This window comes from Paenibacillus sp. BSR1-1, assembly GCF_030403775.1.
Lineage (GTDB): Bacteria > Bacillota > Bacilli > Bacillales > Cytobacillaceae > Neobacillus.
Genome location: NZ_JAQMWQ010000006.1, coordinates 172,007 through 194,387 on the forward strand (window position 1 = coordinate 172,007; position 22,381 = coordinate 194,387).

Below are 22,381 nucleotides of genomic sequence, written 5' to 3' on the forward strand. Positions count from 1 at the left end.
GCAGCTCCAAACCAGTGCAATGCTTCGCTTTTTTTTTCACGAATGGCGGAATAAGGTACAGATATCATCACGTATTTCGCTAATATGTACAATTCCATTTTGGGTCAATAAAATGATACCTTCTCCAAGGTAGCTTAATGGAGAGAATCTAAATAAGTAGGCATTCTTGACAGGAAAGAGCTCTATGTACGATTCCAGGATTTTAAATAACCTTACATCATGGCAAGATGCATCATCCATGATCCAGTTATGGATATCTGCTGTAAGGTATACTTAGAAGTCAAAATATCAACTCCTTTTAGGGGATATAATACGTATTAAATTGGGAATATTCTAACTATAGAAATAATTATATCCTATAGATAGGAATTATGAGAAATCGTTTCTCTTAATGTATGAAATAAATTCATTTAAGAAGGGAAGATGTGTTTTGGCCATTTTTGACCCGCAAGCAAAAGTATACATTAGAAATGTTTAGCCAAATGCCCGCACTCATTCCTTAGACGCACAGACAGTTAGAGAAATGTTTCCAGTTTAAAACACGCATCACGGCGGCCCATTACGATGAGGAATTACTCCAGTTGATTGTTCCAAATACGATTATAATAAAAAAGATACAGATGATTCCAATAAATAGTAAATAAACCAGCTGCCCGAGGATTATCTTGGGCAGCTTTTTTATATTTCCCTTTAAGGGATTGACTAAGTAAAATATTTATGTTATTTAAAATAAGGGTTAGCACTCAAAGTGATGGAGTGCTAACGAGTTTAAATTTGAAAGGGGATATCTTAAATGGTGGAAACAAAACAGTTTCAAGCAGAATCTAAACGACTATTAGACATGATGATTAACTCCATTTATACTCATCGTGAGATTTTTTTAAGAGAGTTAATTTCCAATGCCAGCGATGCCATTGACAAACTTTATTATAAAGCGTTAACAGATGATTCTTTAACCTTTGATAAAGATAGCTATTACATAAAGGTAACGGCTGATAAAGCAGCCAGAACCCTTACGATCACCGATACTGGGATTGGAATGACGAAAGAAGAACTTGAAAATAATCTTGGAACCATTGCTAAGAGCGGCTCTTTAGCCTTTAAAAGCGAAAATGAAGTGAAAGATGGCCATGAAATCATTGGTCAATTTGGTGTCGGGTTTTATTCTGCCTTTATGGTAGCTGACGTTGTTACTGTTACCAGTAAATCGTTAGGCAGTGATACGGCTTACAAATGGGAATCTCGTGGAGCGGAAGGATATACGATCGTGCCATGTGAGAAAGATTCCGTAGGTACGGAAATAATTTTAAAAATTAAAGAGAATACCGAAGACGAGAATTACGATGAGTATTTAGAAGAATATCGTTTAAAATCAATCATTAAAAAATACTCAGACTTTATTCGCTACCCAATTAAAATGGAGGTTACTTCAAGAAGGCTTAAAGAAGGCAGCGAAAATGATTACGAGGATTATCAAGAAGAACAAACCATCAATAGTATGGTTCCAATCTGGCGCAAAAACAAAAAGGACCTGACGGACGAAGATTATTCTAATTTCTATGCAGAAAAGCATTATGGTTTTGATAAGCCATTAAAACATATCCACATTAGTGTCGATGGGGCTGTAAGATATAATGCCATCCTTTATATCCCAGAAAACATTCCGTTCGACTACTATTCACCTGAATTTGAAAAAGGGTTAGAGCTTTATTCCAGTGGAGTATTAATCATGAACAAATGCTCTGATTTACTTCCGGATTACTTTAGCTTTGTTAAAGGTATGGTCGACTCAGAGGATTTATCACTGAATATTTCACGTGAAATGCTGCAGCATGATCGCCAGTTAAAGCTGATCGCGAAAAATATCAGCAAGAAAATCAAAAGCGAATTACAAGCTTTATTGAAAAATGAACGCGAAAAATATGATGAATTTTACAAGTCATTTGGCAGACAGCTAAAATACGGTGTATACAGTGATTTCGGAACACATAAAGAAGAATTGCAGGATCTATTGATGTTCTATTCTTCTAAAGAAAAGAAAATGGTAACCTTAGATGAATATGTTTCAAGAATGCCGGAGGACCAGAAATATATTTACTATGCTACCGGAGATTCCGTTGAAAGAATTGAAAAACTGCCGCAGACGGAGCTAGTGTCAGACAAGGGTTATGAGATTCTATATTTCACCGATGATATTGACGAGTTTGCAATCAAAATGCTCATGAACTACAAGGAAAAAGAATTCAAATCTGTTTCTAGTGGTGACCTCGGAATTGAGGCAGATGATAAGCAGAATGATTCAGTAGAAGAGACTGAAAACAAGGACCTCTTTGATTATATGAAAAACATCTTATCCGGCAAAGTAACGGATGTTAGGGTTTCAAAAAGATTAAAAACCCATCCGGTATGCTTAACCACTGATGGTGAAGTAACGATTGAGATGGAGAAAATTTTAAAAGCTATGCCTGGCAACCAAAACATAAAAGCGGACAAGGTATTAGAGATTAATACAAATCATGAAGTATTCAAATCGTTAAAGGATTCATTTGCGAACGACAAAGAAAAATTGTCATTATACACAAGCCTGCTGTACAATCAGGCCCTGTTAATTGAAGGTCTTCCAATCAATGATCCGGTTGAGTTTACAAACGATATTTGCAAAATCATGGTATAAATAAAAAGGATGGCAAGCGTGACTTGCCATCCTTTTTTAATGCAGATTCCCATCAACATACTTACCGTAATCCGGAATTGCAATTTGATCAAACTCATCCACTAGTCTGTTCAAGCCATCTTCCAATACGTCCCCAGTCACTGGCAATCCATGGCCGGTTACAGCAACAGAAGGTTTTAAAACCTCCAATTTTTTAACTGATTCCCATGCTGCCTTCCAATCCGTTGTAAAATATCTTGGCGGACCATTAATGCCTTGTTCTTGTGTAATGACTTTATATAAGGAATCCTGCTTTACATTAATAAAAGCATCACCGGCTATTAAAGCGCGGTCTTCCTCTCTGAAAAAGGAAACATGTCCAGGTGTATGGCCTGGTGTATGGATCCAGCGGAACCCAGGCAAATGTGGAACGCTTCCATCGGAAGGGAGTTTTTCAACACTCTTTCCAAGATTAATTGGCTCATTTGGAAATAAAGGAGACATCTTCGCCACCATTCCGCCTTCTACAGTCAGATCTGGTTCTGGATAGCTTTGTTTATCTGTTAAATATGGTAATTCCAATTCATGTGCATAAACGGGGACTCTCCAATGATTTACTAACTCAATAATCGCACCCACATGGTCAAAATGTCCGTGTGTTAAAATAATCGCTTGCGGTTTGCTCCCAGCACCAAAACGCTCTTCCGCTGCCGAGATAATTTCATCGGCTGATCCGGGCATTCCCGCATCAACCAACACAAATGACTTTGAAGCAGGGTTACCTACAAAGCAAATATTGACAATCTGAATGGTATGACAATACAAATCTGGTAATACATCAATCCCGACGCCGCTTCCTATAGACGTGGCTGGAATAAATTTATAATCATCTCCATACGATAGTTCATTATCCATTGGGAATCTCCTTATCATTAAATGGTTTGAGAGTAGTTTTTTCCCAGCAGCCTTCATTTATTCTAAAAGCAGTTTTTTAAACAAAATAAATTGTTAAAATATTTTAATCATTTATATTGACGAATCCCTATTGGTATAGTAGGATTAATGTCATCAACTAAATATCGCTTATCTAGAGCGGCTGAGGGACTGGCCCGTTGAAGCCCGGCAACCTACAAAGAAAGGTGCCAATTCCAGCAAAATGTGCTCATTTTGGGAGATAAGGTGTTTTACATAAGTGAAGACGCCTTTCCTTAATGGGGAAGGCGTTTTTGTGAAAAGGGGGGCGAATTATCTGAAACCAACAGAATGGCAAGAAATTGCTTCACACCTTGAGCAAATGCTTGGCACATTAAAATTCGGATCCATCACCCTAGTGGTTCAAGATGGCAAGGTAGTGCAAATTGAGAAAAATGAAAAGGTTCGTCTTCAATCAAATAAAACGCGCTGACTAGAAATACTAGAGGCGGTCTTTACCATATTTTTGATGGAAGACTGCTTTTTTTATAGACTGAGAGGAGGCTAATAAGAAATGACGAGTTCAGTAACTTATGAAAATTGGAATCAAATTTCAGATTCGTTTTCTATAGAAGATGAATCGAAGGGTGCTCTTGGTGTTCTAAAATGGGCCTATAACAATTATTCAGAAGAGAAAATTGTTTATGCATCCAGCTTTGGGGCAGAAGCGATTGTATTAATAGATTTGATTCATCAGGTGAAACCGGATGCCCATATAGTTTTTTTAGACACAGGGCTACATTTTCTAGAAACCTATGATGTCATTGATAAAATCCAAGCCCGTTTTCCTACATTGAAAATTGAAAAGAAACAGCCTGCACTTACATTGGATGAACAATCTGCCCAGTATGGATCAGCTTTATGGAAACGGGATCCAAACCAATGCTGTCAAATTCGTAAAGTAATTCCGTTAAGGGAAACGCTGACCCAGAAGGAAGCGTGGATCTCGGGGCTTCGCCGCGAGCAGTCTCCAACAAGGCAGAATACTCAAATTCTAAATAAGGATGACAAATTTGAAAATATTAAAATTTGTCCATTGATTCATTGGACATGGGATGAAGTCTGGTCCTATATCCGCGAGAAAGACCTTCCTTATAACGAACTGCACGATCGTAATTATCCAAGTATAGGATGTTTTCCTTGTACTCAGCCAGTAAGCGCTAATGGCGATTCTCGTGAAGGGCGCTGGTCTGGAAGCAGCAAGACTGAGTGCGGTTTGCATTCATCGTAAGGAGGGGGTTCTAACGCTTACAATCATTGCTATTACCATCGGAATATTCTTTGCCGCCAATATTGGAGCAAGCGGGGCAGCAGCCTCCATGGGAATTTCCTATGGTGCCGGAGTAATAAAAAAACAAGTAGCTTTGTTCCTTTGTGGAATAGTGGTCTTTCTAGGTGCCTGGCTGGGTGGTGGCGAGGTTGTAAAAACAATTGAGGGCGGTATTGTTCCAAGCGGTACTTTTACAAATGCAATTGCCTTAATTGTGTTAGCTGCAGCAGCATTATCCTTATTTTTAGCAAATGTATTTGGAATCCCGTTATCCACCAGTGAAGTGACGGTAGGTTCTGTGGTTGGGGCAGGCATTGTCTATCAATCTGTATACCTAGGGAAGCTTTTATGGATTGCCGTGTTTTGGCTGTTCACACCCTTTGCCGCCTTTGTGATTGCCATCCTTGCTGCAAGTTTTTTAAAAATAAAACCAATAAAATCTTTTGTTGAAAACTCAAAGGCTGGGCCCATTTTGGCAGTATTGGTTGTCATCATGGGACTATTCGAAGCCTTTTCAGCAGGAATGAACAATGTGGCAAATGCTGTTGGCCCCTTAGTGGCCGCAGGTTTAATGTCAAAAGGAACTGGAGTTTTTTGGGGCGGCCTGGCAGTTGCCTTAGGTGCATTCCTTCTTGGTCACAAAGTGATTGAAACAAATGGTAAAAAAATTACCACACTGAAGTTAGAAGAAGGCTGTGTCATTTCAGGTACAGGAGCAAGCATTGTCACTGTTGCTTCCATATTTGGAATACCGGTGCCATTAACGCAAATCACAACGTCTTCTATTATAGGAATTGGTTTTGCCAAGCATGGGAAATCCGTATTAAAAAAGGACATCGTTGTACAGCTTTTTACAGTATGGATCGTTTCACCCGTTTTATCAATGGTCCTTTCCTATACGATCATCCAATTAATTATTGTTCAAAATTTTTACCCGATCATTGTTATGATTGGCGCTCTCATCTCCGTATTCGGAGTTCTATTCTTAATGAAAAAGTCTTCACCATCTGGTGCGGCTTCCAATAAACCAATCACAAATGAATTCAAACTAGTAAAGAAAGGTTGATTATTATGTCATTTTTACCAAAACCTCATGGAGGAAAGCTTGTTGAAGCCTTCGATCCTTACTATGATTTCTCTAATGTTGAAAAAGAACTTAACATTGATGCGATTGCCTTAAGTGACCTTGAATTGATTGGAATTGGACTTTTTAGTCCATTAAAAGGTTTCCTTGGAAAAGAAGATTATGAGTCAGTTGTAAACAATATGCGTTTGGCGGATAATACAATTTGGTCTATTCCTGTTACTCTTCCAGTATCCTATGAAATTGCGGCTACGTTGGTTGCGGGCGAGGAAATTAAGTTAAAATATAACGATGAGGTTTATGGAGTCATTAAGGTTTCTGAATGGTATGAGCCAGATTTAGAGAAGGAAGCTATTGAAGTTTATAAGACAAATGAACATGCTCATCCTGGTGTGAAACGTCTATTTGAAAGAGGTCCTGTTTATGTTGCAGGTGATGTAGTGCTCGTTAAAAAACCGGAAAAAGGCGTTTTCGGTGATGTTTGGTTCGAGCCAAAAGAAACTCGTGCGTTATTTGAAGAAAAAGGCTGGAAGACTGTAGTTGGTTTCCAAACTCGTAATCCTATTCACCGCGCCCATGAGTATATTCAAAAAGCTGCTCTTGAGACGGTTGATGGACTGTTTGTTAATCCGCTTGTTGGTGAAACAAAGTCTGATGATGTCCCAGCAGATGTCCGTCTTAAAAGCTATCGAGTATTATTAGAAAACTACTATCCAAAAGAACGTGTTCAGCTTGGAGTTTACCCTGCTGCCATGCGCTATGCAGGTCCTAGAGAAGCGGTTTTCCATGCGATTGCCCGGAAGAATTTTGGCTGCACTCACTTTATTGTCGGCCGTGACCATGCAGGAGTTGGCAATTATTATGGAACCTATGATGCACAGCACATTTTTAGTAATTTTACAGAAGAGGAACTTGGAATTAAACCTTTATTCTTTGAGCATAGCTTCTACTGCACAAAATGCGATGGTATGGCATCCGATAAAACTTGCCCGCATGGTAAGGAAGATCGTGTGATTCTATCAGGTACAAAGGTTAGAGAATTACTTCGTGCCGGACAGCTTCCACCGTCCACCTTCAGCAGAAAAGAAGTGGTCGAAGTTCTAATTGAAGGCATGAGAGAAAAAACAACTGTTTAAGGGTGAACTAAGATGAGTAAATCAACGAATATCACATGGCATGATACAACTATCTCGAAAGCTGATCGCAATGCACAAAATGGACACGGAAGCTGTACACTTTGGTTTACTGGTCTTTCTGGTTCTGGCAAATCGACAATCGCAAATGCGGTCTCCAATGAATTGTTCCGTCAAGGAATTAATGAGTATGTTCTAGATGGTGACAATATTCGCCATGGTTTAAACAAAGACCTTGGCTTTTCAGACCATGACCGAACAGAAAACATTCGACGTATTGGAGAGGTGGCGAAGCTTTTCGTGGATAGCGGGAAGATCGTCACAACCGCCTTTATTTCTCCTTTCCGCTCCGATCGGGAACAAGTAAGGGATATATTTACAGAGGGAGAATTCATTGAAGTTTTTGTTAGCTGTCCAATCGAAGAATGTGAAAAGCGTGATCCAAAGCAGCTTTATGCAAAAGCGCGCCGCGGTGAGATTAAAGATTTTACAGGGATTGATTCTCCTTATGAAGCCCCTGAAAAACCAGAAATCACCATTCATTCAAATGAGGTTACAGTTGGAGAAGCGGTGGAGCAGGTATTAAATTACCTGCGAGAGAAAAACATAATTTAGAAGGTTTCGAGTGAGGGGAGCAGTCACCGTGAAGGCAATTCTATACATTGGCCATGGAACTCGTTCAAAAAAAGGAGCAGAGGAAGCCAAATCCTTTATCCAAAGGGTAATTGAAAGGATTAATGTTCCGATTCAGGAAGTCAGTTTCCTCGAGTTGACTCACCCATTTATTGAAGAGGGCTTTCGTCGATGTGTGGAAAGGGGAGCAACAGAAGTAACTGTTGTTCCGCTGTTCCTTTTAGCTGCTGGTCATATAAAAGAAGATATCCCTAATACTATTTTTGCCTTGCGTGAGAATTATCCACACATTCCTATAAAGGTAAAGGATCCTTTCGGAGTACAGGGGATCCTCCTTGATGGTGTTGCTGAACTTGTTAGAGATACTGTATCAGATTTATCTTCAAACGATTCTATCCTGATTGTCGGGAGAGGCAGCAGCGATCCAACTATTCACAATGCCTTTAAAGAAATTTCCTTAGGTATTCGTCAGCGTCTTGGTATTGAGCATGTTTTAGTTTGTTTTTTGGCAGCAGCTGAGCCGAGACTGGATGAAGGTTTAGAGAATATTAGCAGCGGTGCGGCCAGAAGGGTTATTGTTGTCCCGTACTTATTATTTTCGGGTCTGCTCTTAAATGAAGTAAATCAAAAGGTGCTCAAAAGGCAAAATAGTGGTCAGCGGATTGTTCACACTGGGCAATTAAGTAAGCACCGTATAATAGAGGATATTGTTATTCAACGAGCGATAGAATAAGATTTGGGACAAGCACTCTTTTGGGTGCTTTATTTTTTGAGCATAGTTCTTGGATAAATTTCACAACTTATTATAGTATTTTAAGTAGGAATAATTTTTCTCAATGGAAGGAGATTATCGATGCTAACAAGTTTAAAGGATACAACAACCTTACATAATGGCGTTGAAATGCCATGGTTCGGACTCGGTGTTTTTAAAGTTAAGGAAGGTTCAGAAGTAATTGAATCTGTAAAGGCTGCCATTAAAAATGGTTATAAAAGCATTGATACAGCCGCCATTTATCAAAACGAAGAAGGCGTAGGCCAAGGGATTAGAGAGGCAGGTGTACCAAGAGAAGAATTGTTTATTACTTCTAAAGTATGGAATTCTGATCAAGGGTATGAATCCACACTAATGGCATACGAAACAAGCTTAGAGAAACTTGGGCTGGATTATTTGGATCTCTATCTCATTCACTGGCCAGGAAAAACCAAGTATAAGGAAACATGGAAAGCGCTTGAAAAGCTATATAAAGACGGTCGTGTCCGGGCAATTGGAGTAAGTAATTTTAAGGTGCATCATTTAGAGGATTTACTTAAGGATGCCGAAATTAAACCAATGGTGAATCAGGTCGAATATCATCCACATCTTTCCCAGAAAGAGTTGCTTGCTTTTTGTCAAAAGGAAGGTATTCAGCTTGAGGCATGGTCGCCGCTTAAACAAGGGCAATTATTAAATGATCCAGTTATTACTGAAGTTGCAGCAAAATATGGTAAATCCGCAGCTCAAGTGATTTTGCGCTGGGATCTGCAAAATAAAGTGGTTACAATTCCAAAATCAATCAAAGAGCATCGCATCATTGAAAATGCCGATATTTTTGACTTTGAGTTATCTTTAGAGGACATGGAAAAAATTGATGGGCTTAACAAGGATGAACGTGTAGGCTCTGATCCTGATGAAATGTCGTATGGGTTTAGTGATTAGAAACCAATAATGAACCAGTAAAAAGTCTTGTACTTTTTGCTGGTTTTTTTATTGAAAAGATCTGTACTTAGTATTGAAGAGTCAGAGTGCCCGTGAGCAGTTGAAAAAGATGCCGGCGGTCATTGTAAAGGAATCACAGTGCCCTTCAGAGGTTAAAAAAGAGCCCTTCGGTCACTGGCAAGACTATTGAAAAAAGGACCTGCCCTATAGCAGATCCTTTCGTCGTATTAATGCCCAGCCCCAATATCATCCACATGTTTAATATGCTTGCCATTAAACCAGATAAACAGCACAGAAACTAATACAAATCCAGCTCCCACAATAAAAGGGACGGATGGGTTATAAATCTCGGCTAGCTTTCCAGCTGTATAAGGAGCAATCGCACCGCCGATAAAACGTAAAAAGCTGTATGCCGCAGATGCAGTTGACCGCTCTACAGGGGCCGCGTTCATAACAGCAGTCGTAATGAGAGTGTTATTATTACCTAATAAAGCCCCCGCCACGATAACTGCTGCAATAATTACCCATTGTGTTGAAGTCCAAATACCCATTGCAACTAAAACAAGGGCAAACAAAGTTAACATTGCACACATTGATTTAATGGTGCCAAAGCGAGCCTGTAATTTTGGTGCCATGAAAACCGAAGTAACAGCTAATAAAATTCCCCAGCCTAAGAAAACATAGCCTAATCCATGTTCATCTAAGCCCATAACGAATGGTGCAAAGGCTAATAATGTGAAAAATCCAAAGTTATATAAGGCTGCAGCAATACCGAAAACAAGCAATGAACGATGCTTCAAGGCTCTAAACGGATCGGCCAAGGATGTTTTAGTTTTCACTGTACTTTGTGATGCAGCTTTTGGCATTAAGATTAATAAACCAAAGAAGGCAATGACCATTAACGATGCGACACCAAGGAAAGGGCCTCTCCATGACATGGCGCCTAACCAGCCTCCTAGAAGGGGACCGACAGAGATTCCAAGTCCAATAGCTGCCTCATAAAGGATAATCGCTTTAGCAGTTCCGCTATTTGAGAGCGACACAATAGCTGCCAAAGCAGTTGCCACAAACAAAGCATTACCTAAGCCCCATCCTCCACGAAGTCCAACAAGTGCCCATATACCATTTGAAGAACCGCCTAACGCAGAAAAAACAGCAATGATAACGATACCTGCCATGAGTGTCCATTTAATTCCAAGTCTGGACGAAATCATCCCAGTGATAAGCATAGCCACTGCCATCACGGCATTATAGCTGGTGAATAGCAGGGTTACCTGACTTTGTGATGCATGCAGCTTCTCCGCGATTGCTGGAAGGATGGGGTCTACAAGACCTAGTCCCATAAAGGCAATGATACAAGCGAAAAATACAGCCCATACAGCCTTAGGCTGTTTTAGGAGGCTGGATTCCGCCTTTGCTGTTGAAAGTATCTTGGTTGAATCTGCTGTAGCAGATTGCGATGTTGTTGACGACATTCCTAATTCTCCCCTTTAAACCCCTTTAAATTTTTAAAATGTAGTTGTATAATGAAACTATCTAATTGTATTATACAACTATTTTTTAAAACGTCAATTGCCTTTATGTAAAATTGGCTCTCTCTGTTATTACAAAACATTTTTCGAGTATGCTATCATATTTTATAGAAATAAGTTTACGGTGAGGTAGTTAATGAATGTATGAAGAATCGTTGGAAACACTTGAGATAGAATTATCCATTCTTATACGGCGTGTAATACATGCGTCTTCTCATAAAAAAGTTGGCCATCTTGATCGGTCGGCTTATCTGTTACTACATCAAATTGTGACAAATGGTCCAGCGGGGGTAAAATCATTAGCTGCTGAATTTCAATTAGATGTTTCAACTGTAAGCAGGCAAGCTGCTGCATTGGAACATAAAGGTTATTTGTTCAGAATTCCTGATGAAACAGATGGAAGGGCATATTCACTTCAGATAACGGAAAAAGGATTAGAGGAATTCAAAGAGGATAAAAAGACGAGAAAGAACAGAGTGGCTAAAGTTACTAGAACTTGGACTGAAGAAGAACGCGAGACATTTGCTATACTATTAAAAAAATATAATCAATCCGCAATAAATGAATAAAAAAGAGGTGACCGACATTGGTCACCTCTAATTTCATTTTGTTAGCTTGCGAATTTTTAAGGGCGATAAAAGCTCAATAAATCTTTCAAAAGGAAGCTCACATGCCGGATATTTTTCTAATAAGGAAAGCATTGAAATGCCTTTATCAACCACATGGACTTTGTATGAATCCTCATTAAGAAGTGCATTTAATTCTCTTTTATGTGGGGGACATACTGTAAAGGAAGCAAGTTCCTGTAGTTGTTCATGTGTAACAGTCTCCTCGAGGTCAACACTAAAGCTTAGTAAATCCCAGGCACGAACAGGTAAATCTAATGGAAGATGTGTGGCATCATGTTCCATCCCTGTTAAAACCAATTGATCATTACCTTCCAAACCATAACGAAAAAGAGCACGTTCCACTAGTCCTGCCGTATTATGCGGAAGTTCTTCAATATGGACATTCTTCCCAAAATTAACCTTTTCTTCAGGCTGGGAATCCCCATTTAAAAATTGTACTGTTAATCCATTGATAGACTGATCAGGCTCTTCATTGAAATCTATACCCAATGCCTCGATGACATTTGGCCAAAATTGTTCATGCCAATCCTCGAACTGCTTTTCAAAATCGCTGCTGGCGTCGCCTTGCCCCTTTGGTACTAATCTAGTGGCTCCTTTTTCAGCCAGCTTTTCATCTATAAAATTCGGTATACTTTGATAGGTGCTTGCCCAATTGGTGTCACCGCATCCAAAAACAGCATAACGAACTCCATTTAAGCTTGTTTCTTCTTCTTCTTTAAGCCACTTCACAAATTTGCGGGCATTTTTTGGCGGGTTGCCATTATAGGAAGAGGAAACAATTACTACTAAACCTTCTTTAGGCAGGGAGCCGACATATCCATCGAGCGGAGCAGCCTCACTTTGGAAACCTTTGAAACGAGCTGTTACCGCCAAATCCTTGGCAATCCCTTCTGCTGTACCCATATTTGAACCATATAGGACAAGAAAAGGGGTATTGTGCAAACCAATAACGGATTGATTAACCGGAGCTAAATCCATCTTTGGTTTAGTCATACCTTCACTGGTCTCATTTAGGAATATGGCAGCAGCACTTTGGGATTCACGCGGACGAACCTGCATCGTTAATCCGTCTGGCTTAAGTGTCAATGTTTCTTTAACGGACAATTGATAATTGGTATGGTCGACCAGCTGAAAGTGCTTTAAAATCATCCCAATTAATAACGTAGCTTCGTGCATCGCAAATTGTTGTCCAATACATGCCCGTTGGCCGTTACCGAAAGGTTTATAGGCATGGTGAGGGACGGCTTTTGGATCTTCAAATCTTTCTGGTCTGAATTCCTCAACATCTTCTCCCCATGCTGATGTATCGCGATGTAGTTTCAGGTTAAATACATTGACAACATCCCGTTTCTTAAGGGGATATTTCCCTGCCAGCATCGTGTCTTCTTTTGCATAAAGAGAGAAGAGCGGTGCTGTAGGCCATAATCTTAAGGACTCATTTAAAATCATGCGAATGTATTTCAAACTGCGAACTTGCTGATATGTTGGAACAGTACCAGTTAGTACTCGGTCTACCTCATGGTATGCCTTTTCCAAGATTTCAGGATGTTTCATTAGAAAATACAAGGTAAAGGAAAGTAATCCGCTTGTTGTTTCATGTCCGGCAATTAAAAATGTAATAATTTGATAGCGGATATTTTCGTCACTTAACTTTTCACCTGTTACTGGATCCGCGCTGTTAAGCATCCTTGATAGCAGGTCTTCCGCGTCATGATCTTCACTCGATTTACGTTCTTCAATGATTTGATCAACTAAGGAAAACATGTATTGAATATCACGATTGAACTGCTGTTTTTTCTTTACCATTAATTTATCATGTAAGCCAAGACGATTGCTTTGATTCATTGCTTCATCTAGAGCACGGCTCATACTCTTAATAAAACGGTGTGGTTTTTCACGGTAAAAGCTGTTAAAACGATAATTGAATCCGCATAAGCCAATCGTATCTAACGTCAGACGGGTCATATCTTCAGAAACATCGATACTCTCGTCAGAATTTAACCTGGCCCATTTTTGGATGAGCTGGACTGCAATATCCACCATCATCGAATGGTACCCTTTCATGGCACTTTGACTAAAGCTTGGAAGGAGAATATTATGAGCTTTCTTCCAATTTTCCTCCTTGGTCCAGCTCGTAAAAAGGCCGTCACCGGAAAAGGATCGTACTTTTTGCAATGGGGCATTGACAAGCTTATCAAAACGAGACTCATCGGATGCATCTTCAACTAATTCAGCAGAAGAAATAAATATACCAGTCCCTGTTGGAAATTTCAGTTTAAAAATTGGACCGTATTCATAGCTTAGTTTCATAATCGATTGTGTTGGTTTTTGTAAATCAAGTTGTGGGAGGTTACCAAGCGGGCCGTACGTTTTAGGCTGCGGAATTACAGCGTTCTCATTAGTTACCATGTCTTTTTATGGACCTTCCTTCCTGTCATTTAACCAATTTAAAAATTTATAATATTAAAATAATATTTACATAGATTATAACACGTATGTGTTTGTAATATAAGATGTCAGAAAATTAAAGATTTAGATAAATTTCGACAAAACTCTTACTTTTGGCATCGTCCGATGTTTTGATAATAAGGTTCGAATGACTGTAAACGGTTACAAAATAAACAATCTAAGAAAAAGATAGAAATACATGTCGATTTAATTTGTGTTATTTTATTTCGTTAATTTTGTCCTTTTCCAATACTTCGGAGAGCGAATTATTATTTTGGCAGAATATCTAATGCGAAATTTGTAATTTTTCAAGACAATTTTTTATGAATTGATTGTCTGTGCTATCTGGCCTGTTGATTTCCTCTCCGGGCACTCGCTTTCCGCGGGGAGGTCCTTGAGCCTCCTCGGCGCTTTGGCGCCTGCGGGGTCTCAAGTGACCTCTATGTCCCGCAGGAGTCGGGTGCCCTCCGCTCCAATCAACTGGGAGGTAGAACATACAAAGTTTTTGCAACACACTTTTTCTTACCTGGCTAAATGCGTTGCAACTTTTTTGTACTTTAGGTAGGCATAGTCAGTAAGGCCTATTCGTTTACTTTTATTTTTCTCCTTAACCGGCAGTAGCGAAGTCTTGCAGTTTTTCCAATCTGCAAAGCTTCGCTCAATTTTTTTCTTTCAAAATTTATAAAGCACTTTTCTCATTGAAAAACACTCTGTTGATTGGAGTGGAAGGCGCGAAGACTCCTGCGGGAGTACGGGGCAGGGGAGACCCCGCAGGAGCGAAGCGACGAGGAGGCTTCCCGGCACGCCCGCGGAAAGCGAAGCGCCTGGAGCGCAAATCAACAGACCAGTTTAAAAACCCTTATTATTAAAGATATTATTAAAGTATAAATGAAATAAAAGGCTGCCGAAAATTTTTCGACAGCCTGGGGAAGCTATCCAGCTTCCTATTTTGGTGCAACTAATGCAGCGAATTGGTTAATCGTTGTAGAGTAAGAGATGCGAACGCGGTGCATGACCAACATTTCATCTGGTGCACCCTTTTCAATAAATTGCCCTGGTTTTGTGGTAGTGGCAAATTGATAATATTTCTTCGTTTCCGCTACAACTTGATCATTAAAATGTCCATAGGGATAAGCGATGGCAATGACGGGTTTGCCCGTGATTTGTTCTATTTTTTCCTTTGATGTGTTAAGCTCTTCCTCATAATTTGTAACTTTCGGAAGGTCTGCATGGGACATCGTATGGGATTGAATAGAGAATATACCTGAATTCACCATTTCCTTTATATCTGCGGAGGATAATCGGTAATCCCCGCTGTCGATATAGCCGGCGATGACATATTCCGTGGCAGAAGGCTGGAACGTGTCGTCTTTCAATTCTTGTAGGATATGAAAAGCATTTAAATTGTTTTTCATGCCATCATCGAAAGTAACAAGTATCGGTTTATTTACCTTATTAATTTCATCCCAGCGTTCGAAGGTGAGAAGGGTGTAGCCGTTATCCTTTAAATAGCGCATTTGAGCTTCGAAATTAGTTGGAGTGACGAATAACTCTTTTAGTCCTTCACCTTTATATTCATCAATCGCGTGATACATCAGAATTGGTACATATTGTTGAAACGTTAAGGACGATTTTGCCAGCAGCTCCTCAGTTCCATCAGGGAGAATGCCATATGCCTCTATCTGATACTCGCCGCGCTTTCCCGAAAATTCCTTGGTATTAAATAAATACGAAAAATTAGTTTCTTTTTGATTTGAAATAAAGGATTTCATACTCGCAGGACCGTCGGCTGTACGCCAAATATGGTAGTTTATCTCTGATACTTCTACTGTTCTATCTATTGTGGATATCATAGCATTTGCAGATTCATAGGCGAAGGGGCTGACTGAGATGCCAGCATTTGGCTGGAAGACTGTCATTTTGTTCACTTCTGGCTGATTAGACTTGGGTTCTTTAGTCTTAGGTTCTTTTGATATCTCTGTATGTTTAACTAGTTTTTCTGCTTTGTGCATCTTTGCGTCTGCCTTTGATAGGCTGCAGCCTGAAAGCACTAAAGTGGAAAAAAGGGCAATCTTAAGCAGCTTGTACATATTAACCATCCTTGTAAAATAGTAATCTCGAAAAGTATCATACCATTTACGGATGGGGAAGAAAAGACTCTAAGATTTTACACCTATTAATATGAAACTGACACCTAGGAAAATCCATAACATCTTTAGATACGATATTTTTTCAACAATGCTCAAAGTACCGATTGTTGTCGTTAAAATCAAAATGAGAGGTCCGACTAATGCAAGCGAACTATTAACAATAAGTGCTTTTTCAACGGAATTAAACTTGATCATTAAAATGGCAGCGCTTATCTCAATGCATCCTGAGATAATTCTTAACAATGCCATGCCCAGTACGGCTTTTTCAATAAAGGTAAACATGAAATCCTCCTGTATCTATCCATTTCTAACAAATTATATGTTTATTTTTCTGATAAAAGGACATGTTTTTAGATGGGAAGAGAAGGAAATGGAAAAAACACGGTAATTTCTCCGTGTTTTTTTGTCTCAAGGTCAAATTAGTTTAAACCCACTGATTAATATGATTACGGCCATAATCGTCCGAAGCGGTTTTGCCGGGAATTTGGCTGATAAGGTGCTGCCTAAAATGACACCTGGTATCGAACCCAGCAGAAGGTTAAACATTAGAAGATAATCGACATTGCCTATGCCTGCATGCATAATTCCTGCTGCTGTGACTAATAAAAAGGCATGCGCGATATCCGTTCCGACTAGTTCAGAGGGTCTCATTTTATAAAGGTACAGCATGGCTAAAGCGAATAATGATCCTGAGCCAATGGAAGTCAGCCCGACGATAAATCCTAAAATAACACCAATACCAATGGTTAAAAACCTTTTGTCACGAATAGGTTTCATTTGAAATGAATTGAATTCAAATCTATCCTTTGCAAAGGTTTTTAAGAGTGTGGTTATGGCTACTAATATTAAAACATATCCGAGTGCATGTTTAATCACCAGCTCTTGATTGTGAAAAAAAGAATCAAAAAGATGAAGGATTGAAACAGCGGCGATGGCGCTAGGAATACTGCCTATAGCCAAGTATTTCACAAGCTGGAGGTTAATCGTCTTTTGCCTCCAATGCTGGATCGAACCGAACAGTTTGGTAATGGAATTATATACAAGATCGGTTCCTACAGCAATGGCCGGATTTATACCTAACAGGATTAATACAGGTGTCAGTAACGCGGCACCTCCAACACCGGTCAGGCCCACCAAAAATCCAATTAAAAGACCCATTACAATGATACCAATACTCATTAGGCACACCCCGAATTTATCTATAACAAGATGAATTTACACCTTTAAAATATGAAATGGTTAAATGTCCTGTTAATAAAAAAAGAGGCGACTCAAAGTTTTCATTTTGAGTCACCTCTAATTTTCTTCTTCGTCATTCAGTTTTATTTTTTTACATCCAACATATAAGCAGGTGAAAATATCTAGACTTGGTTTTGCTTTCGTTAATCCTTTTAAATAAGGAGTCACTAAATCTTTAAAATCTGCACCAACCCCTTCTTCTTCCAATATCCCGTAAACGAACAGCTTTTTTTCATCAAACAGAAAGGCGACATTGCCAACCGCCTTGTTTTTTGAATCTACGACATTTAGGACCTGAAATTCAGGTGTAATCACCTCTGGTGAAAAATAAATTTGCAAGCAGATCATCCCTTTATGTAAACTGTAATTTTTCAAACAATGTATCGCTATTTTCTGCAGGTTCTTTTTTCGAGACATGAATTAGAATGAGGCAAAGAAGGCCGCAAAGCAATGTTAATCCTGCAGTTGTCAAAAACATCCCTGTACGTGACCACTCCATTAATTTACTAAAAATTGGCGGACCGATGGCTACTCCTAAAAAACGGACCGATCCATATAGAGAAGTAACGAAGCCTCTCCGGTCAGCTGGTACAGACCCTGTAATAAAGCTATTTATGCATGGGAGAACAAGTCCTGTCCCAATACTGCTTATTACAAGAACTGCAAAAAAAGGAACTAATTTATGAAATAATATCAAGGTAGAAAAAGACGCAGTCATTAGTAGCAACCCCAAAATAATTAACGATTTCATTAATTTCATCTTTTTCCCTATTTTACTTCCAGTTATATAAGAGGTGGTGGTCATAAATAAAAGGGGAATGGCTAGGATACCTCCTTTTAATAAACCATCAATATGATGATCCTTTTCAAGAATATCGGAAATATAGAACAAAATTCCAAAAAGCGCAAATAGGCAGGTTGCCCCAGTAAAATAGGCGGCAAATAACCAACGCCCCTCTGTTTTAAATACGGAAATCAACCCTTTAATATATTTTCCAACTGGCGGCGGTTCTTTTTCCTTTTTCTTCTCCTTGATAAAAAAGATCGTTAATAGTACAGAGATAAGGCAAAAAATCGGAAAGGCAAAAAATACGGCATACCAGAACAGAAGTGCTAATAATGAACCAATAATTGGACTAATGACCTTACCGAAGCCATTTGATGCCTCTACTAATCCTAAAACCTTGCTTTGTTCTCCGCCTTTAAATAAATCCCCAGTTAAGGCCATAGCAATTGGCGCTGTTCCAGCGGCGCCTATACCCTGCATGATTCTTCCAGCAAGTATCCACATATAAGAATTGGAAAACCATGCGGCTGCAGCCCCTGCTAAAAAACCGCCGCTTCCATATAAAATGAGCGCGGGTATGATTACAGCCTTCCTTGAAAAACGATCTGATAAGTAACCCAAAACAGGAATAGAGATTGCAGCTGCAAACGAAAATACAGAAATAATCAAACTAATCTTAAATTGAGAAACGTCAAGCTCTGCCTTCATTTTTGGAAGAATCGGGATTAGCATCGAGTTTCCCAGAACAAGAATCAGTGGAATGGAACCGATGGCGAGAATCGTTAAGCCTTTATGTTTTTGCTTCGGCACTAAGTGTACACCCCTGACAATAATGATTAGCTATTATATTGTTTGATGCGAGGCTTTCGATTATTCAGGCAAATGCCTATTTTATAAGGAATGGGCCCATTATTTACACATTCACCCAATTTCCGAATAATCTATTTTAGAAAAATTGAGGAGGCGCATCCTTATGGGTTTTTTAACCTTGCCAAAAAGGACTTCCGGAACAAGGACCTACGGATTGACTTCAGTTGTCGATTTCGGAACTCCAATTGGTGAATTAAAAAATATTTTAGCTGATTACAGCCCATACATTGATATTGCTAAAATTGGAATCGGGTCTGCATTAGTTACACCTAACATAAAGGAAAAGATAGAGCTGTATAAGCAATTTAATATTATTCCTTATTGCGGCGGCACTTTATTTGAAAAATGCTATTACCACAATAAAATCTCAGAGTATCAATCATATTTACATGATTTAGGTGTGAACTGGGTCGAAATTTCAAATGGGACCATAGATATTCCAATAGCAGAACGCCTCTATCTTATTTCTCTTTTTAAACAGGATTTTCATGTGATTTCAGAGGTAGGTTCAAAGGATTGCCATAAAGAAATGCCAGTCTCTGAGTGGAGAAAGGAAATGCAGCTTTTGCTAGAAGCCGGCTGTGATTATGTGATTACAGAGGGAAGAGATTCAGGAACATCGGGTATATATAAACAATGCGGAAACATAAAATCCGATTTAATTCAGGAATTACTAAGAGATATTGATCATAATAAAATTATTTTTGAGGCGCCTTCTGCTAAACACCAAATGTACTTTATAAATGAAATCGGACCGAACGTTAATTTAGGAAATGTAAAATTAACGGATGTACTAGTTCTAGAAGCCCAGCGTTGCGGCCTTAGAAGTGAAACCTTTTTTTTGGAGGAACATGAATGCAACTTACCTTAATCAGACATCTTCCAACAGAATGGAATAAAAAGACTTGGCTTCAAGGACGTCAGGATATTGAAATTTCAGAAATTACAGAGGCCGTAAACAAAGAGATTACTGAGAATCAATTGCTACTCGAAAAACTATCCCCATTTACTCATGTTTTAGCCAGTTCCTTAAGGCGCACTCATCAAACAGCAAGGCTTTATGGATATAAATACGAAATAGAAAGTTTGTTGGACGAATTAGATTTTGGAGCATATGAAGGTGTGCCAAAGACTGACATGATAAATGAATTCGGTGAAAAGTGGAGGCAATCCCCAAAGGAAATTGTTTTAGGTGAAAGTATTGAAAATTTAGAGAAAAGAATTGTATTGTTTTTAGAAAAATATCGAAAATCCTCTAATATTCTAGCATTTGGCCATGGTTCTTGGATCAGGGCGGCAATTTCCTATAATCAATATGGTCATGTAAACAATATGAATAAAATCACCATCGAAAACAATGAATGTATTACCGTTACATTTTGAATGGGAGGAGAGGATTTGCCTGAAATGTTGACATATGAAAATTGGGATAAACGAAAAGAGGCAGAGATTCTGGAAAAGCATCCAGACTTTTTAGACGTTTTAAAATGGGCGTACCAGGAATATGGGGATGAAATTGTTTATGCCTGCAGCTTTGGAGCCGAGGGGATCGTATTAGTTGATTTAATCCATAAGGTTAAGAAAAACGCCAAAATTATTTTCCTTGATACCGGACTGCATTTTTCCGAGACTTACGAATTAATAGAAAAAGTTAAAGAGCGTTATCCAACATTACAAATTAAATTGAAAAAACCCATTATGACACTCAGCCAGCAGGAGAAATGGTATGGTGAAGAACTTTGGAACCATAACCCCAATCTTTGCTGCCATATGAGGAAAGTTGTTCCCCTAAGAGATGCCCTAAATGATGTGAAAGCATGGATTTCTGGTTTACGAAGAGAGCAATCCCCAACAAGAAGCCACACGAACTATATTAATAGAGATGAAAAATTCAATAAAATAAAAATTTGCCCCCTTATTCATTGGACTTGGGACGATATCATGACCTATATCCACTTAAACAAGCTCCCCTATAATCCATTGCATGATAAAGGTTATCCAAGTATAGGCTGTGCCACATGTACAAAAGCAATCAAGAATACAGCTGACAGCCGATCAGGCCGCTGGTCGGATCATGCAAAAACAGAATGCGGACTTCATCAAGAATAGAGGTTTTGGGAGGAAGAAATGTGAGTGAAAGTGTGCCCCATGGCGGTAAATTAATCGATCGTATAGATTATAATTACCCGATCGATTTATCGCTTAACCATATAGAACTGGACAAATTAGAATTAAGTGATTTGGAATTAATCGCAAACGGAGCTTATAGTCCGCTCGAAGGTTTTATGGGAAAAGCGGATTATGACACAGTTGTGAAAAATATGAGATTGTCAAATGGATTGCCTTGGTCTATTCCGATTACACTGGCCATTAACAAAAAGAAGGCAATGGATATAAAAGCTGGAGATACGATCAATTTAGTTCATGATGGTACGATCTATGGTGTGATGAGTATTGAGGAAATCTTTATACCGGATAAAAAATTAGAGGCTGAATTGGTTTACCGGACAACGGAAATAAACCACCCAGGTGTAAAAAAACTATTTGAGAGAGCAGAAATTTATGTCGGAGGTCCTATTACCCTTATTAAACGGCCGCAAAATTTATTGTTTACAACCTACTATCTAGACCCTTTTCAAACAAGGCTGAAATTTCAAGATTTAGGCTGGAAGACGATAGTAGGATTCCAAACACGAAATCCTGTTCACCGGGCACATGAATATATCCAAAAAACCGCATTGGAGACTGTCGATGGACTCTTCCTAAACCCCCTAGTCGGGGAGACAAAGGCGGATGATATCCCAAGTGAAATTCGAATGAAAAGCTATCAAGTGCTCCTAGAAAACTATTACCCACAAGATAGGGTGTTTTTATCTGTATTCCCAGCTTCCATGCGTTATGCCGGACCAAGAGAAGCTATTTTCCATGCACTGGTCAGGAAGAATTTTGGCTGTACCCATTTTATCGTAGGAAGAGATCATGCAGGTGTAGGAAATTATTATGGAACCTATGATTCGCAGAAAATCTTCAGCCACTTTTCTGAAGATGAATTAGGAATTAAACCGCTCTTTTTTGAACATAGTTTTTACTGCAAAAAATGCGAAAATATGGCCTCGGAAAAAACGTGTCCTCATGACAGACAATATCATGTTATTTTATCAGGTACAAAGGTTAGAGGGATGCTGAAAAACGGAGAACAGCCCCCCAAGGAATTCAGCCGCCCTGAGGTGGTAGAAATACTGATTCAAGGGATGAAGGAAGTTTATACCAAAAACTAAAGGGTGT

21 protein-coding genes and 1 riboswitch are annotated in these 22,381 nt (G+C 39.1%); of the genes, 13 read left to right on the plus strand and 8 right to left on the minus strand.

What is annotated here, in order from left to right:
• Positions 1-793 precede the first annotated feature (793 nt).
• A complete protein-coding gene (htpG, locus tag PH210_RS12410; RefSeq protein WP_483312101.1) occupies positions 794-2,674 on the plus strand; it encodes a molecular chaperone HtpG in 1,881 nt (626 codons plus the stop codon).
• Between the two features lie 36 nt (positions 2,675-2,710).
• On the opposite strand, the gene PH210_RS12415 is transcribed toward htpG, so the two are convergent.
• Positions 2,711-3,568, minus strand: coding sequence for an MBL fold metallo-hydrolase (locus PH210_RS12415; protein ID WP_289985721.1), 858 nt, complete (start codon positions 3,566-3,568; stop codon positions 2,711-2,713).
• Positions 3,569-3,733: 165 nt separating this feature from the next.
• Positions 3,734-3,834, plus strand: a riboswitch (SAM riboswitch).
• Between the two features lie 113 nt (positions 3,835-3,947).
• On the opposite strand from PH210_RS12415, the gene PH210_RS12420 reads away from it, so the two are divergent.
• The 7 genes from PH210_RS12420 (at position 3,948) to pgoN (ending at position 9,441) form a co-directional block, all read left to right on the plus strand.
• Positions 3,948-4,058, plus strand: coding sequence for a YezD family protein (locus PH210_RS12420; protein ID WP_483312109.1), 111 nt, complete (start codon positions 3,948-3,950; stop codon positions 4,056-4,058).
• Between the two features lie 81 nt (positions 4,059-4,139).
• The gene (locus tag PH210_RS12425) at positions 4,140-4,856 is read left to right on the plus strand and encodes a phosphoadenylyl-sulfate reductase (RefSeq protein ID WP_289985722.1); all 717 of its coding nucleotides are present in this window, start codon (positions 4,140-4,142) and stop codon (positions 4,854-4,856) included.
• On the plus strand, positions 4,789-5,961 hold the full coding sequence (gene cysP / locus PH210_RS12430; RefSeq protein ID WP_289985723.1) for a sulfate permease: 1,173 nt from the start codon (positions 4,789-4,791) through the stop codon (positions 5,959-5,961). Before PH210_RS12425 ends, cysP begins: the two co-directional genes overlap by 68 nt.
• A gap of 5 nt (positions 5,962-5,966) precedes the next feature.
• On the plus strand, positions 5,967-7,115 hold the full coding sequence (gene sat, locus PH210_RS12435) for a sulfate adenylyltransferase (protein ID WP_289985724.1): 1,149 nt from the start codon (positions 5,967-5,969) through the stop codon (positions 7,113-7,115).
• A gap of 12 nt (positions 7,116-7,127) precedes the next feature.
• Positions 7,128-7,727 carry an adenylyl-sulfate kinase gene (gene cysC, locus PH210_RS12440; RefSeq protein ID WP_289985725.1) on the plus strand — a complete coding sequence of 200 codons (600 nt, stop codon included), beginning with the start codon at positions 7,128-7,130 and terminating at the stop codon, positions 7,725-7,727.
• Positions 7,728-7,755: 28 nt separating this feature from the next.
• Entirely contained in the window at positions 7,756-8,478 is a 723-nt protein-coding gene (locus PH210_RS12445; RefSeq protein ID WP_289985726.1) for a sirohydrochlorin chelatase, read from the plus strand.
• A 120-nt stretch (positions 8,479-8,598) separates the two neighbouring features.
• Complete coding sequence (pgoN, locus tag PH210_RS12450) at positions 8,599-9,441, plus strand: glyoxal/methylglyoxal reductase (RefSeq protein ID WP_289985727.1); 843 nt, start codon at positions 8,599-8,601, stop codon at positions 9,439-9,441.
• Positions 9,442-9,668: 227 nt separating this feature from the next.
• On the opposite strand, the gene PH210_RS12455 is transcribed toward pgoN, so the two are convergent.
• A complete protein-coding gene (locus PH210_RS12455) occupies positions 9,669-10,916 on the minus strand; it encodes an MFS transporter (protein WP_289985729.1) in 1,248 nt (415 codons plus the stop codon).
• A gap of 197 nt (positions 10,917-11,113) precedes the next feature.
• Between PH210_RS12455 and PH210_RS12460 the strand changes: the two genes are divergently transcribed.
• Positions 11,114-11,542, plus strand: a complete 429-nt coding sequence (locus PH210_RS12460) for a MarR family winged helix-turn-helix transcriptional regulator (RefSeq protein ID WP_289985731.1) — start codon at positions 11,114-11,116, stop codon at positions 11,540-11,542.
• 33 nt (positions 11,543-11,575) lie between these two features.
• Here PH210_RS12460 and PH210_RS12465 read toward each other — a convergent pair whose 3' ends face one another.
• The 6 genes from PH210_RS12465 to PH210_RS12490 form a co-directional block, all read right to left on the minus strand.
• Positions 11,576-14,011: a cytochrome P450 gene (locus tag PH210_RS12465; protein ID WP_354669982.1), complete on the minus strand. Its 2,436-nt coding sequence runs from the start codon at positions 14,009-14,011 to the stop codon at positions 11,576-11,578.
• Between the two features lie 983 nt (positions 14,012-14,994).
• A complete protein-coding gene (locus PH210_RS12470; protein WP_289985733.1) occupies positions 14,995-16,140 on the minus strand; it encodes a polysaccharide deacetylase family protein in 1,146 nt (381 codons plus the stop codon).
• A 69-nt stretch (positions 16,141-16,209) separates the two neighbouring features.
• Positions 16,210-16,482 (minus strand): YqhV family protein, encoded by a 273-nt coding sequence (locus PH210_RS12475; protein WP_289985734.1) that lies wholly within the window; start codon positions 16,480-16,482, stop codon positions 16,210-16,212.
• A gap of 132 nt (positions 16,483-16,614) precedes the next feature.
• Positions 16,615-17,379, minus strand: coding sequence for a sulfite exporter TauE/SafE family protein (locus PH210_RS12480; RefSeq protein WP_289985736.1), 765 nt, complete (start codon positions 17,377-17,379; stop codon positions 16,615-16,617).
• Between the two features lie 117 nt (positions 17,380-17,496).
• Positions 17,497-17,787 carry a hypothetical protein gene (locus PH210_RS12485; protein WP_483312110.1) on the minus strand — a complete coding sequence of 97 codons (291 nt, stop codon included), beginning with the start codon at positions 17,785-17,787 and terminating at the stop codon, positions 17,497-17,499.
• Positions 17,788-17,791: 4 nt separating this feature from the next.
• Positions 17,792-19,036 carry an MFS transporter gene (locus PH210_RS12490; protein ID WP_289985739.1) on the minus strand — a complete coding sequence of 415 codons (1,245 nt, stop codon included), beginning with the start codon at positions 19,034-19,036 and terminating at the stop codon, positions 17,792-17,794.
• A gap of 163 nt (positions 19,037-19,199) precedes the next feature.
• On the opposite strand from PH210_RS12490, the gene PH210_RS12495 reads away from it, so the two are divergent.
• The 4 genes from PH210_RS12495 to sat (PH210_RS12510) are packed head-to-tail and all read left to right on the plus strand — an operon-like array spanning position 19,200 to position 22,374.
• A complete protein-coding gene (locus PH210_RS12495) occupies positions 19,200-19,967 on the plus strand; it encodes a phosphosulfolactate synthase (protein WP_289985741.1) in 768 nt (255 codons plus the stop codon).
• On the plus strand, positions 19,952-20,479 hold the full coding sequence (locus PH210_RS12500; protein ID WP_289985742.1) for a histidine phosphatase family protein: 528 nt from the start codon (positions 19,952-19,954) through the stop codon (positions 20,477-20,479). The genes PH210_RS12495 and PH210_RS12500 overlap by 16 nt, the downstream gene beginning before the upstream one ends.
• 15 nt (positions 20,480-20,494) lie before the next feature.
• Positions 20,495-21,205 (plus strand): phosphoadenylyl-sulfate reductase, encoded by a 711-nt coding sequence (locus PH210_RS12505; protein WP_483312102.1) that lies wholly within the window; start codon positions 20,495-20,497, stop codon positions 21,203-21,205.
• A gap of 20 nt (positions 21,206-21,225) precedes the next feature.
• Positions 21,226-22,374: a sulfate adenylyltransferase gene (sat, locus tag PH210_RS12510; protein ID WP_289985744.1), complete on the plus strand. Its 1,149-nt coding sequence runs from the start codon at positions 21,226-21,228 to the stop codon at positions 22,372-22,374.
• The last annotated feature ends 7 nt before the right edge of the window (positions 22,375-22,381 follow it).